Consider the following 14,378-nt stretch of genomic DNA (forward strand, 5'->3'; position numbering starts at 1 on the left):
CCGTGCGTGACGGCTAATTGCAAAAAGCAAGTTCACATCCCAGCGCGCCTGGACAAGTCTCATTCTTTCGGGTCGAGGTCACTTACCTCAATACCCGTTCCTCTCATCTTGAAAAAAAGAAACTTTAATCCAGCTGCTTCTAACGCAGTTCTTAGACGTGCAGCGGTTTCTTTGTGTGGTTGGGACGAACCCGACTCGGCGCGTACGACCGCACGCTTTGACACGCCAGCCTGCTTCGCCAGAAATTCCTGGGACCAGCCCAACCACGCCCTCGCCGCCCTAACTTGGGGTGCAGAAATTTCAGGCTGGGCATTAACCATAAATCGAACCCATAAGTGACGAACTCAATAGAATGTGCTAAGAAATTATTAAGCGATGAGGGTTGCGTAGAAACGCAAAAGATCCCGCGCAGAGTCTTAGATCAGCAGACAGTACGTTTGAATCCTTGCCAGGTTTTTACCTCGGCGACGGATTTCGTTCGACAGAGCAAGGCCCTGTCGAAGCAACGCCAAGGAATCGATTTTCCGTCGTCCATTACGAAGCTGCGACCGCCCTGCTGCTCGAACGCTCGAAATTACCTTCCTACAAACATCGATCTACACGCTCAGTTCTTGTGGTTTGTTGAGGCATTTCCGGGGGAGGAATCCATGCCAGCAAGATCCGAACACCGTCGAAACGATCGTTCATCTGGACCAAGCGTTCAATCGCTTCATGCTCCCCTACATCCACCCGTCTTGCATTGGTGGCGAACCTGCAAACCACACCATCTCGGCCGACACCACGTGAAAGCGATTCGTGCGGCCCTTCTGGGTATCCGAATCCCAGGCGAGTCGGATTGGCTACCGGCCGTCACGGGCGATCAGGCCATGGCAATCGGAATAGCCGTTCGGCAGTTGCAGGCCTACGGCATGACTTCTCCCCTCGTCGATGCCGCTGTATCTGCCGCCTTTTGTATCGCCATTGAAGGAGACCCTGCTGCGCGGACCGTAGTGGTGTCGGCGCTACGCCGGCGGCGGAAAATTGATCCATTGTGCGCAGAACTCATCATGTCATGGCGTGTGGCCCGCTTCTGACAGCCGACGTATTGCCGGGCTGCTTTAGGCAGGCCCTCAAAACATTTCGGCGCTCGTCACGGACGCTGCGTGCCCATGCAACTCGTTAGGTGGGTCGTCATGCTGCTATGGATTTTGTCCGATCTCCACTTGGACTCCAGCCGTGGATGGGACCTGCCCGCTATCGACACGCGCCCGCCGTTTGATGTCCTCGTAATTGCAGGAGATCTGACTACGCGGATGGAACGGGGAGTCGGATGGCTGCGCGAGCGCATCACGGACCAGCCTGTCATTTATATCAGCGGCAACCACGAAGGCTACGGGACCGATTGGAAAATCACAATCAATAAGGCTCGCAATGCTGCCGCCGACAGCAACATCCATGTTCTACAAAATGACACGCTAGTCATCGGCGACGTTACTTTCGCCGGTGCGACGCTCTGGGCTGACTTCAGCCTCTTCGGCAACCAAAAGCGCGCAATGGCCCATGCCGGCCAAGTGAAGAACGACTACCGGAAGATAAGAACTCGAGATTACCGGTACCGCCTGCGTCCGCAAGACGCGCTCGCAGCCAACAAGCAATCACGAGATTTTTTTACGAACGTCGTTCGAACCAAAACGACAAACAAGATCTGCGCAGTCAGTCACCATGGTCCAGCTCCGGCGACGGCGGCACCTGGCATCGAAAATGATCTCATCTCCGCCGCCTACGTCAACGACGAACATGCAGATCTCATGAAAGGCATTCACACTTGGATCTACGGTCACACTCACGAGACACGCGACTTCATGATCGGTGAAACACGGGTGGTTACAAACGCGAAAGGCTATGGACCGACGCGATTTTCCACGACTTGGGAGAACCGGAATTTCGACCCAGCATTTACAATCGAAATCTAAATAAACGTATGTAGCGCGGGCGCCCCCGAAACTATCAACGTATCTTACCCGTCCCCACCGCCTGTTCCGACAAACGACACCACGAACTGGCTCAGCCAACGCACGCCCAATAATCTTCAGTCATTACGCAGATCGCCCCGCCGTCGAACTCGACTCCAGTGTCCCGCCTCGGCTCTAGCATTCTCGCCGATACGCAATCGCCAACTCCATTCCACGAACTCTTTGGTGAATAGCATGTCACAATACAACGCCGCAAAGCGCGATCTGCTCGCGCGCGCTTATCTAGATATGCTCGCCGCAGAAGCCGGCACGAACAACAGTCCCCTCCTTCGCAGCGGGAACCCGGACGACCCTGTTGAAATGCTCATCGATGAATTGTCGTCCGCTCCCCAATCGGAAGGAAGGACATCAATTCGAGCCGATCTAGCCGCAGCAGCTATCATGGTTGCACGTGCAATCGAAGGAGTAGACGGTCTCACCCGCGATTTACGGCGTGATCGACCTGTCGTAACCCTAGCCACCCATGCCGCTGACGTTGTTTCGTTAGTTACGCAAGTGCTTCAGACGTGCGCGTTCGGACCGGAGGCAAAGCCTTTCGACAGTGGACGATTTTCCTCGGCTTCGCGCAATTTTCTCCTGTTGGAGCGAGATGGAACGGCGAGTGATCACAAACCAGAACGCGGCAACGACGCAATCTCGAACGCTCTTCATGCCGGTGTCCCGATCGTTGGTGTCGCACCTGATCCTCGACGCCATCTTCCTAGAGATCTACTCCGCGCGGCTGAACATCACTTGGCGCTCGGCCAGCTTGACGATTCGGCGATCAAGCTCGTCATTGAGGCGGTGACAGGCACGCGTCCGACAGCGGCAATAGACGCTCAAACCGTGCGAGCCGCAGATATCTCAGATTTCGTCCTGGCGATCCGCGCCGATCGCACGGCTGATGATTGCGTATCGCGCCTTGATCAAGTCGTCGCAACGAAAGGTATTTTTGATCACAGCGGTCCCGCGCTCGAGGAACTGGCAGGCTATGGAGCCGCTCGCGAGTGGGGTCTCAATTTGGTTGAGGATCTGCGCGAATACCGAGCAGGACGTCTAGATTGGGAATGTATCGAGAAGGGATTATTGCTTGTCGGCCTGCCAGGCGTTGGTAAGACTCAGTTTGCCAAGGCATTAGCGAAATCAGCAAACGTACCTTTGGTGACTACTTCGGTCGCAGACTGGAATGCCTCGGCCTATCTTTCCGGCACCTTGACTGCCATCAAGTCGTGCTTCGCGCAGGCGCGTAAGTTATCCCCCTGCATCCTATTTATCGATGAGCTCGATGGTATTAGTGATCGCGCGACTTTGTCCGAGTATCGTGAATACTGGACGCAGATTGTAAATCTTCTCCTAGAACAGCTCGCCGGCGTGGAGGATCGGCCTGGTGTTGTCGTCATCGGCGCGACCAACCATGTCGATCACATCGACGCGGCGATACGGCGTGCTGGGCGGCTTGATCGTACAGTCGAAATCGAATTGCCAGATGCCGATACTCTCGCGAAGATATTTCGGTATCATCTGGGCAAACTTCTGCCTGATATCGACTTAATGCCGGCTGCCCTCGCCGCAGCCGGCCGGACAGGCGCTGACGTAGAGGCATGGGTCCGACGGGCCAAGAGCCATGCTCGCCGCCAGAGGCGGGAACTCTCGCTGGATGATCTACTTCGGGAAATCAGGTCGGGTCGGGAAGGTTTACCGGCTAACTTGCGGCGAGTTTGCGCAGTCCATGAAGCCGGACATCTTGTCGTTGGCGCCGCTCTGGGCGTCTTCAAGGCCAAGGCACTGACAATTATGGACGATGGAGGAGCCACGCGCGTTGAATTCACGCGAGCCCATTCGCAGACCAAGGGTGGAATTGAGAATCAAATCACAGCGCTTCTAGGTGGTCGCGCGGCTGAGGAGATTTTGCTCGGCGAGGCAACTGTCGGAGCGGGTGTTGGTGAGCAAAGCGATTTTTCACGGGCGACGAATGCTGCAATTGATCTCGAGTTGCGGTTCGGCTTTGGCTCGATCGGCGTCGCCCACTTTTCAGAGCGCGCCACCGAACTGTTATTACACGACCCATCAATCGTTGCTTTGATCAAGAAGCGCCTCGATCGCTGCCACTCCGTTGCCCGGAATTTGATCGCCAAAAACCGGGTCACTTTGGAAGCTGTAGCGCGTCGCCTTGAGAAGACGGGTTATCTGGACCAAGCTGCGATTGACGAACTGCTTAAAATGCATCCGGTTTCGATGGACGGTCATTCGACAGCATTGCGTCATGAGACCGAGTTCGCGCAGTAGACGTGAGCCCAGCTACAGCCAAATCAACAATCAACCATGAGCAATGGAGGCAGCATGCTTGATATACGCATCGACCTCGTCCCTGGCGGCTCCGAACCGCTCCGTCGAACCATCGCGACAATGAGAATCGCGAACCGCTCGAATCTGGCGGACCTTTCCAACTATAGCATCGATGCAACCGAAGGCCGTAACGTGGCTGGACTTCCAGCGCGCAGGGTAAGCATCACGATCCAGAACCATGACCGTCGGCAGAGCGTTTGGCGTCTCATTGAAAAAGCAGCGGCGGCTACAGCGCAAGCGGAAGGTGATCAGCTTTGACTAACAAGCCCGCTTCTCGGGCGCGCCTCACAACTTCGGCTTGCAAAACGGGCTTTCTCCGCAAACAACGATCTTTCCCAAGGAGAGTCTGTCCAGAGTAACAGAAATACCGAAATCGGCAGGAGACCGCGCTTGCGCGGTGGGCCAGTCCGGGATGCCGATTCATCAATCGACCGCACGCCCGGGTGACGAGAGATCGCGATCCACAATTCAATGAACATGTCGACTCAGACTCTCAAGAAACCCCGCCAACCGATTCTGCAGACTCGACTTTTTTGCCCGGACCTTGCCGGCCCCTCTTCATAATGAATGGTGCGTAGTCGAAGCAGGATTCACGCAGCAGCACGGGAGGCGGACATGCAGATTGAGGACATATAGGACCGAAAAAAACGCACAACCCGCACCCACGGGCCGTGCGTCCATGAGGATCAGCCGAGTAGCACAATCCTGTCCTGTCGCACAGGTGAAGAAACGCACGCACGTACGCAACGCGCAAGCGGCAATCTTTGCTGCTCACCGATCTCCGAAACCGCGATCGCAATCGATGCGGACCGTTCCGCCCACTCGGAGAACCAGAATATACGCTCCATTGACGATGATGCGCCTCGTCCGCGCCGATGGACTTGTCGTCAACGGATGACGCAGCGAGTCCGCGGATCTTCAGAACTTTCGCCCGGTCGGTCAAAGTTCGGATCGATCCAAGCAATCAAGTGTTCGCATGGAATGGATCGGATCCGTGCTCAGCTTAAATTCGACCGAGACCTCGCCGCAGAAAGCTCGCGCATCGCACGGCAAGTCGCCACGTCTTGGGATTGAAGAGGTCTATGCCGCGCGCATCGAGGACGACCACACGTGAGCCTCTCCGGATGCCGGCCCGTTCGACCGGAGCGACGCGCGTGTTGCCGGCCCCATGAACGCGCGCCCTAGCCGACGCCGGATTCAATCTTTTGATTCAATGGCTTGGGCTAAGTCACTGATGCAGAGTCATTTTTTTGGATTTTCTGCATTTTCTTCGACGACATTTGCAGCTTTTCGCGGGATTGTTCGACGAGAGGCAACGACACCGAGAAAGAATGCCGATGACCAAGCACCCATGAATGAATACAGGCGGCTCCGTTAGCGCGGAAGCCGCCTGCTCCACTGGCCGAAAGTGAGACCAGACCACACACACCCTGTACGGCGCGTGGTCTGAGTCTTGCTCAAAGATTCGCAGCACGCAAGCGCGTTTTTGCGCCGACTCCGGCGTTCGGCTCCCTTTCACACCGGCCTATCAGGCGCCGAGCGATTTCGGCGAACGGTAGCCCTTGGCCGAAAGCCCCCGACCGTGACGATGACGCTTGAAGACAATCAGCACCCTGCCCCACAGCCCGCACAGGTCTCGCCCTACTGGAGACCGCCAGGCCCCTCGGTCGCGACACGAATCCCATCACGTCGGTCGCGCTTCTCGTCACGTAGTTCGATCGTCGGCGGTGCCGAGCCGCGCCGCATCTATTGCGAGGGCGGCTTGGAGGAGAAGGCCGCGTACATCTTCACTACCCACCGTGACGTCGCCGACGTCCACGAGCAGCCTGCCCCGGTTCGCTACACAGACGAGAACGGCAAGGCCCGTCAGCACACGTTCGACTTTCTGCTCATGCTCAAGGACGGCCGCAAGATCGCGGCCCAGATCAAACCGGCCAAGTACGAGGCAAAGTGGCGGCCGATCATTTGGCTGATCGCGCAGCAGATGTCGCGCCAGTTCGCCGACGCGGCTGTGCTGCTGACCGAGAAAGATCTGCATCCGGACCTAGTCCATAACGCGATGCTGATCCACGCGGTGCGGCGAGACCCGCCGGGCGTCCATGACGAACGCATGCGTGACCTGGTCAGTAAACTCAAGGGAAGCGTCCGCATCGGCGATCTGGTTGAGCACAGTGGCCTCACAGGACGTGGTTTCCGCGCCATCGTACGTCTGATCGCGGATGGGGAACTCGACATCGCCGGTGGACGGATCGGTTACGACACGCAGGTCTTCCGGGCGGCCGCGGGAGCTTTGCGATGATCCCTGCTGTTCAGCCGCCACCGCCGCCGCCCTCGCCAACCATCTTGCACGTGCGCATCGGGCCATTCGACCGTGTCACCCTAGGCGGCATTCGTTACGGCAATGCGAAGCTGATCGATGGCCTCGGCTATTCGCTCAGTCGTCTAGATGTGACCCCGCCGCTCTCAGAAACCTTCAGCTTCGAGCAACTGAAGCTCGAGCGTGACAAGCCTGGCTACGCGTTCGACCGCAACTGGTTTACTTCCGAGAAGGCCGCGACGCGCGAGCGAACCAGCATCGAGCGGCTCGCAGATCTCAACGACGACGAACTACCCAAGATCATGTGGAAACTCGAGTGGGTCACACGCTTCCTCAAACGCGAAGCTAACGATGAGGTCAGCCGCTCTGATGACGCGATGGAGGCACTAATCTCACAGATCCAAACTGAGATCATTGGGCTCGATATTGCAAAGACCCGAGCGCCTCAGAGCAAAAACAAACGTCGGGCCGGCACCACCACGGTACTCCGCGAGGCGCCCTGCGTCCGCACCTGGCGGGATTGGATCGTCGACTACGAACGCGCCGGCCTCGATCCCTGTGCGCTCCGCGACGACACCCATAACAGCGGCAACCGCAACAGCAAGATTGACGCCAAGATTGCAGTGCTGATGTGGAAGCACGCAGTCCGGTACGCCTCGCCCAACCGGCCCAAGAAGAAGCACCTATACAGGGATTTGTGCGGCGAGATCGACACGCTGCCTGAGAACATGGAAGCGACTACTGAAGAGAAGCCGCTGCCGTATCCGAGCTATAAGGCCTTCTCCAAGGTTATTGGCAAGCTCGATAAGTACGACGTCTACGCCGGCCGCTACGGCGTGCTCGCTGCCAAGCGCAAGTTCGTCATGGTCGCCGCAGGCCTCGACGTCACGCGGCCGGGACAGCGCGTCGAGATCGACGAATGGGAAGTCAGCCTCAAGGTCCTGCTCATCGACACCGGACTGTGGGAACACTTGAGTCCCGAGCAGCAGGAGAAGGTTGAACGGGTCCGCATGTGGATCTGCGCCGCCATCGACTGCGCCACACGTTGCATCCTCGGCATGCGGCTTGCTCGTACGGCATCCTCCGGTAACGCCATTGCTGTCCTGCGTATGATTGTCAGCGATAAGAGTGGCTACGCCTCTGCGGTCGGGGCCATCACGCCATGGGACATGCATTTGTCGCCAGAAGCGATCGCTTCCGACAGCGGCACATCCTTTATCGCCGACGTCACGCAGGCGGCCATCATCGACCTCACCGGCGCGCCCAAGATTCCTCCCATCGGTCTTCCCCACCTCCGCTCCCGCGTCGAACGGCTATTCGGGACAGTTCACACGGCGCTGATCTCGCGTTTTCACGGTCGCACGTTTGAGAACACTGTCGCACTTGGCGACTACGAACCTGGGCCGATGGCCAACCTCAACGTCGACGAACTCGCGTGGGTGATGGTCCGCTTCGTGGTCGACGCTTACCACAACATGCCTCATGCAGGACTCGGCGGCGAGACGCCGCGAAACGCGTGGCTGCGCCTCACCAAGCTGTTCCACGTCAACGAACCACCCGATCGCAACAAGATGCGCGCCATCTTCGGCATCAGAATAAAGCGCAAGATCCGTGCCGGCGGCATTTGGGTACTCGGCCTCAACTACAACTCCGAGAATCTCGAAACCCACCGCAGGCGCGTCGGCGACGGCGTCGAAGTCGAAGTCCGCGTCGACGCCGAAGACATCGGCGCCATCTCGGTTCGCCTTGAAAAAGACTGGCTCACCGTCCCCTGCGTCCACACAGGCTTCGATCGCGTCACTGTCCGCATCTGGACAGCCACGCTCGCAGACCTCGGTCGTCGCTTCGCGCGCGAAGCCAAGGTGGAAGAGCCGGTTGTCCGGGAGGCCATTCGCGCCATTCAGCAAGTATCGGCCAACGCCATCGCCCGTTCCGGGATCGGCGCGCTTATCGATACCCCTGAGGACATCGATCGGGCCGAGCGCGACCTCGCCATCAGCTTCTCTTGGGCCAAGCCGAGTCCCGACGTCTCCAGCACCGGCGGCGGTCTGTTCGCCAATGCCTTCCCAGGGGGTGGCGACGCCCCGGCGCCGGCAGAGCCCACCCACGAGCCGCCGCTGACGGACGACAAGCACACCCCCGCACGCAAACACCGGATGGAGGACTGACCGTGGCCGGAGAAGTCATCGACAATGATCCGCTCGCACGTATCCGTGCACTGCAGAGCCCAGAAACTCGGACTCGGCAGGACCTTATGGAGCGTATCAAAGCGCGCTTTCTCCACATGGACCGTGACGACCAAATCGAGATGGTGTTCCAGGACCTACTCGACGACCTCACACTGCGCGCAGATCCCAAACTCCCGGAAAGCGAAGGTAACCGCCGTGAAGGCGGCGCCCTCGTGCTGGTCGGGGAGTCCGGCGCCGGAAAGTCGCTGTCACTCAAGCGGCTCGTGGGCCGTCACCCGGCATTCCCCGGATATATGGTGCCACGATCGGGGTGCGCCGCTGTTTACGTTCGCATACCCTCTTTCTGCACTCCCAAAGCGCTCGGACGCATAACCCTTCGGCAGCTGGGATTGCCAATCAAAGGCAACCCCCCGAGTCACATCATCTGGGAGATGGTCTATGAGCGCATCGAAAAATTGAAAAAGGTCGCGCTGCACTTCGACGAAATGCATAACGTCACGAGATATGCGACCGATGATGAAATCGACGACATTCGCAACATGATCAAGACCTTGGTCGTGTCGCCCACCTGGCCGATCATCCTTCTCATCAGCGGTCTACCCGAAATCGTCGATCTCACGCAACCAATCACCGAAATCCGGCGGCGTTGTCGGCCCGTGGAATTTCGACCGCTCATCCTGCCGGACGGGGTCAGCGAAATCGAGACCGCAATCGAAGACCTCGCCAAAACCGCGAACCTAATATGGAACAACCCAATCCACGATGCGCTCCCTGCCCGACTTATCCACGCCGCCCTCTATCAGATCGGCACCTCGATCGAGGTGACGCAGGATGCAATCCGCATCGCGCTGAAGGCCGGCTCTGAGGGGCTGACCCGCGAACACTTCGCGGAAGCCTATACGGTTCGATCGGGCTGCCTACCCAGTGAAAATCCCTTTGTTGTGCCGAACTGGGCTGAGGTTGACTGCACAGCGGTGCTCGGACGGCGCAAAGTGGAAGGCGCCGAAGACGATGACCATGACGAAGGCTCAACTCGGACGGGCAGAAGCCGAAAGAAGCAAAGGGGGCGCCGGTGAATTTCCTCGATCCCGTCCTGCCAATTGCCGGGGACGAATGCCCCGCCAGTTACGTGTCGCGCCTCGCGCGCGCCAACTTCATTAAGTCCGCTCACCAATTCTGCCAGCTCATTGGGCTTCCATTCCAGGGCATCATCAGGGGCTGCACCGATACCTTCAACGCACTCAGCAAGCTCACGGGCATCCCCAGCGACGACCTCGCCCGAAACGCTGTTCGAACGGACACGACCGGCAGCACGCTGCGGAACGAGAGGTTGCTCCGTCCTAATATCAGGCGCTCTCAAGTTTTCGTGTGCGCCGAATGTCTGAAGGGCGATATTGCCTATTCAAGGCTCCAGCCTGAACAAGCCGCTTACGGTCGCATCATCTGGCGGCTCGCCGGCGTCCATACCTGCCCAAAGCACAGCATCGCGCTGACCGAAGTGGCACGTGCCGACACCGGCACAATGTACGACTTTGCTACTCTGGTCTCGCCCAAGCTGAACGACCTCCCGAAACTCGTCCTCGAAGCGGAGCGCAGGCCCGCCAGTGGGCTCGAAAGCTACATCGCCGACAGGCTCGAGGGCACGTCGGGTCGATCGGAATTTCTCGACAACCTCGACCTGTTCGCCGCGGTCAAAACTTGCGAGGTTTTTGGTGCTGCCGCCCTGTTCGGCCGCAAGCACAACCTCAAAACGCTCTCACCCGAGCAATGGCGGATCTGTGGCGGCAAGGGCTTTGATATCGCCCGGACCGGAGAGCCCGCTATCCGCGCGTTCCTCGCCGAGATGAACGCATCGTACCTGGCATCGCGAGTACCCAACGAGGGGCCTCATGCGAGGTTCGGCAAGCTGTACGAATGGATCGCCGCCGTCGGTGAACAGCCTAGCTACGGGCCCGTCCGCGATCTCATCCGGCGCAGCATCATCGAAACTGTACCGATCGGTCCGCCCGCTAAGCTGTTCGGAACGGTGATCGAGGAGCGCCGCGTCCACTCCATCCGAACCGCTTCGCTGGAAACCGGCATGCACGCAATGGGCCTTCGGAAAGCTCTGCAGGCCACCGGCATCGTCGGCGGCGATCAAAGCAAGTTGCAGGACCACCGTGTGCTGTTCGACGCCCAAAAGGCACAGCCCATCCTGAAAAAGCTCAAAGGTGCAATGTCACTCAAAGAGGCCGAAGCTTACACAAACGCCGGACGCGTCCATACGAAACTACTGTTTGAACACGGCTTCATCAAACCAGTGTTGGGCGACGTTGCCAAGAAACTGAAGACCCTTTTATTCGCGCCGGCGGACCTCGATGGCTTCTTGGAAAAACTCCTGATTGGAGCCGAGCCCGTTGTCGAGCCGGCCGTCGGCATGACGGGCATCGCAAAAGCCGCAAAATTCGCCAACTGCAGTGCGATGCTGATTGTCCGTGCAATACTTGAGGGTAAGCTTAGTAAACGTGCGCGGCTCGTTGGCGAACGTGGTTACGCAGCGCTGTTGGTTGACGTGGCCGAAGTCCGCCAGCACGTCAGCAAGCCCGCACTGGAAGGGCTCACCCTCGAAGCCGTGATGACTGAAATGGGCACCTTCCATGCCGTGGTCCGGGCGCTGATCGACAACGGTAAACTGCGGACCTACCGCGCCGCCCACCCGGTCAACAATCAGTCTCTCACACTCGTGTCGCGCGCCGAGCTCGACGCGTTCAGAACGAAGTATGTCTCGCTCGCCGAACTGGCCAAACGCGAACACAAACATCCACGCGCCGTGCGCGCCGCACTTGAACAGATCGGGATAGTTCCCACGCCTGAACTCGACAAAGCGACCTATCGGATCATTTTCTATAGACGCGAAGACATATCGCCCTAGCCGGTTGAGATAAGTCCAAAAAAAAAGCCCGCGCGGATTCGCGAGGGCTTTTTTTGTGGTTCGGTGAACTCTTTCTCGTTTGCGGCAACGCTTTGCTTCCATTTGCGGAAATAATGGCGGCACCGTCTGACGAAATGCCAATAAAATCAATAGGGTCAGAACCCGAATACGGAAGAACTATGGGTCGCCTCACAGCGAGGCAGCTGACTCTAAATCAGCTGCGTAGTGCCGTGGCCGGGTTTGGCGCGGCTATGAGAGAAAGAGACGATGAGCGTTTCGCCAACCAGCGTTCGTTTTGACGAACAAACCATGTGGGTCGAATTGTCCGACGGCCGTACGCTCGGCGTACCGCTGGCATGGTTTCCGCGCCTTCAGAAGGCCACCCCGGAGCAACGCGCTAACGTCGAGATCAGTCTCGTTGGTCTACACTGGGATGAAATTGACGAGGCCGTTTCGCTTGCCGGGCTTCTGGCCGGACGGTGATGTCAGCATCGCGCGGGCAAGGGGCTAATGCGTGGTCCGTTTTTAATTTCAGTCAGATATCAGTTACAGGAAATAAATTCTTTATTCTTTTTACCATCTGACTTTGCGGATTCCACTTCACGCTGCTGCTTAATCCAACTCGCCAAATATTCATGATGCTGACGAATCAACTCTTGATCGGCTTTCTCGATTTCTTCAACCGAACGTCTGACTGGTTTTAAGCCGGCCATGATTTCCTCCGCACCGTACACATTAATAGCAGAAAGCTGATGACCGGTTAATCCATGGCAGATTCTATCCAAAAGATAAAACAGCCTGAATTGTTATTTGGTTTTGTTTGTCCGATTGGCGCTGACATGACGCCGGCGATACAGTCCTTCCGCCGACACTTTAGTCGACGGGGCTACAAAGTAGTCGAAATCAAAGTCACGGACGTATTCAAAGTTCTGCAGAAATATTTTGCACCGGAAGACCCGCTCGACAAATCAACCCTTCACCGTCGGTATGTGACGTATATCGGCTACGGAAATCAAATCAGAGGCAAATTTGGAGACTCAATCCTTGCGTCCCTGGCGATTAGGAGGGTTATGGCAAAACGCGTGAAGCTCTCCAACTCAGATGAGAAGTTTAGTAAGATTGTATATTTAGTTCACCAGTTCAAGCGCAAAGAAGAAATCGACCTTCTTCGCTCGGTCTATGGCAAACTTTTCTTCCAGATATCTATCTATTCAAGACGTGGGGCAAGGGTCGACTATCTATCTCGAAAGTTTGCCAATAGCCACAATGCAACTGGCCCACTTAAGTACCGTCATCTTGCCGAATCCCTTGTACAGGATGACGAAAACGAAGTTGGGAAAGTCCACGGTCAGCGCGTAGCGAAAATATTTCACGACGCCGATTTCATCGCCAACTTAGACGTTGATTTAAACATTGACGTCCAAATTGATCGTTTTTGTGAACTTCTATTTGGCTCCAACAGAATTTCTCCAACTCATCGCGAGTATGGGCTTTTTCTTGCAAAGGCTGCCGCCCTTAGAAGCCTTGATCTGTCTCGCCAAGTTGGCGCGGCCATTTTCTCTCAGCATGGCGAAATAATCTCCTTGGGTTCAAATGAGGTACCGAAGGCTGGAGGTGGTACATATTGGGCTGACGATCCTTACGACGACCGTGATTTTAAACGAAAGTACGACTCCAATTTCGTGAGAAAGAAGGAAATTCTCGCAGAACTAGTGGGCTTAATTTCTCCGGGAAGAAATTCCGATGACCTGATGAACGATCCCAGGATTCGCGATTCTCAATTGATGGATGCGCTTGAGTATGGCCGAATGGTTCATGCAGAAATGTCAGCATTGTCCGATGCAGCCAGAACTGGTCACCCGGTAATTGGCGGAACGCTTTACTGCACGACATTTCCTTGTCACATGTGCGCAAAGCATATTGTCGCTTCGGGCATCAAGAACGTCGTTTTTCTTGAACCGTATCCCAAAAGTTTGGCCGCAGACCTTCACGCTGATTCTATCAAAATTGAAGGAAGCGACCGCGGCCACTATCAAATGTTCCCTGCCGTCGATTTTGAACACTTTTACGGGGTAACACCTCGACGATACCGTGAAATCTTCGAACGGGGGTCCCGGAAAGACGAGGCGAACGGAGCCTTCATCGAGTATCAAAACGAAGAAGCATTACCTATCGTTGATGTAAAATATCCTTTCTATTCTAAACTCGAAGAATATCTCACCCAAGATGCAATCGCAGCACTGAAACAGATTGTCACCGAGGCCGAGCTAACAGACGTCGACACATAGCATCCAAGAGCGTGGCACACGTCGCTTCGACGCAATCAGATTTGCCTATACGAACAACGTTCAGTACCTACCCACCCCTGACCCGCATCCACACCGATCCGATCGGGGATCTGCGTCCAACACAGGCCGATGCTGCCGCCGTTGTAGCGGCCGCGGTAGAATCCGGGACGGCCGGGACAGCGCCACTCGCCGTCGTAAAAATTGAAATACTGCACGTTCGGATGAACCAATGCCGCCGCTGTTGGGTACGCATCCGGCCAGCACCCCGTACAGGTATGCTGCGCTGGTCTGCGGGAGCGCTCAGGCAGCGACCGCTTTGGATTGTTGGGTCACTTT

At 56.9% G+C, this 14,378-nt stretch carries 12 protein-coding genes; 10 read left to right on the forward strand and 2 right to left on the reverse strand.

Going from position 1 to position 14,378, the window contains the following annotated elements; genetic code table 11:
• Positions 1-59 precede the first annotated feature (59 nt).
• Positions 60-320, reverse strand: a complete 261-nt coding sequence (locus BGN91_RS11655; RefSeq protein ID WP_292613289.1) for a helix-turn-helix transcriptional regulator — start codon at positions 318-320, stop codon at positions 60-62.
• 852 nt (positions 321-1,172) lie between these two features.
• On the opposite strand from BGN91_RS11655, the gene BGN91_RS11660 reads away from it, so the two are divergent.
• From BGN91_RS11660 to BGN91_RS11700, 9 genes are all read left to right on the forward strand, one after another.
• Positions 1,173-1,952, forward strand: a complete 780-nt coding sequence (locus tag BGN91_RS11660; protein ID WP_292613291.1) for a metallophosphoesterase — start codon at positions 1,173-1,175, stop codon at positions 1,950-1,952.
• 234 nt (positions 1,953-2,186) lie between these two features.
• On the forward strand, positions 2,187-4,277 hold the full coding sequence (locus BGN91_RS11665) for an AAA family ATPase (RefSeq protein WP_292613293.1): 2,091 nt from the start codon (positions 2,187-2,189) through the stop codon (positions 4,275-4,277).
• A 54-nt stretch (positions 4,278-4,331) separates the two neighbouring features.
• Positions 4,332-4,595: a hypothetical protein gene (locus BGN91_RS11670; protein WP_292613295.1), complete on the forward strand. Its 264-nt coding sequence runs from the start codon at positions 4,332-4,334 to the stop codon at positions 4,593-4,595.
• Positions 4,596-5,313: 718 nt separating this feature from the next.
• Complete coding sequence (locus tag BGN91_RS11675; protein ID WP_292613296.1) at positions 5,314-5,451, forward strand: hypothetical protein; 138 nt, start codon at positions 5,314-5,316, stop codon at positions 5,449-5,451.
• A 474-nt stretch (positions 5,452-5,925) separates the two neighbouring features.
• Positions 5,926-6,636 carry a TnsA endonuclease N-terminal domain-containing protein gene (locus BGN91_RS11680; RefSeq protein WP_292613297.1) on the forward strand — a complete coding sequence of 237 codons (711 nt, stop codon included), beginning with the start codon at positions 5,926-5,928 and terminating at the stop codon, positions 6,634-6,636.
• Positions 6,633-8,822, forward strand: coding sequence for a Mu transposase C-terminal domain-containing protein (locus BGN91_RS11685; RefSeq protein WP_292613299.1), 2,190 nt, complete (start codon positions 6,633-6,635; stop codon positions 8,820-8,822). Before BGN91_RS11680 ends, BGN91_RS11685 begins: the two co-directional genes overlap by 4 nt.
• 2 nt (positions 8,823-8,824) lie before the next feature.
• Positions 8,825-9,919 carry an ATP-binding protein gene (locus BGN91_RS11690; protein WP_292613301.1) on the forward strand — a complete coding sequence of 365 codons (1,095 nt, stop codon included), beginning with the start codon at positions 8,825-8,827 and terminating at the stop codon, positions 9,917-9,919.
• Positions 9,916-11,754 (forward strand): TniQ family protein, encoded by a 1,839-nt coding sequence (locus BGN91_RS11695; RefSeq protein ID WP_292613303.1) that lies wholly within the window; start codon positions 9,916-9,918, stop codon positions 11,752-11,754. Before BGN91_RS11690 ends, BGN91_RS11695 begins: the two co-directional genes overlap by 4 nt.
• Positions 11,755-12,021: 267 nt before the next feature.
• Positions 12,022-12,237, forward strand: coding sequence for a DUF2442 domain-containing protein (locus BGN91_RS11700; protein ID WP_292613305.1), 216 nt, complete (start codon positions 12,022-12,024; stop codon positions 12,235-12,237).
• Positions 12,238-12,296: 59 nt separating this feature from the next.
• Here BGN91_RS11700 and BGN91_RS11705 read toward each other — a convergent pair whose 3' ends face one another.
• On the reverse strand, positions 12,297-12,467 hold the full coding sequence (locus BGN91_RS11705; protein ID WP_292613306.1) for a hypothetical protein: 171 nt from the start codon (positions 12,465-12,467) through the stop codon (positions 12,297-12,299).
• A gap of 54 nt (positions 12,468-12,521) precedes the next feature.
• Here BGN91_RS11705 and BGN91_RS11710 point away from each other — a divergent pair, with 54 nt between their 5' ends.
• The gene (locus tag BGN91_RS11710) at positions 12,522-14,042 is read left to right on the forward strand and encodes an anti-phage dCTP deaminase (protein WP_292613309.1); all 1,521 of its coding nucleotides are present in this window, start codon (positions 12,522-12,524) and stop codon (positions 14,040-14,042) included.
• The last annotated feature ends 336 nt before the right edge of the window (positions 14,043-14,378 follow it).

Source organism: Nitrobacter sp. 62-13 (genome assembly GCF_001896955.1).
In the GTDB taxonomy this organism is placed as follows: Bacteria; Pseudomonadota; Alphaproteobacteria; order Rhizobiales; family Xanthobacteraceae; genus Nitrobacter.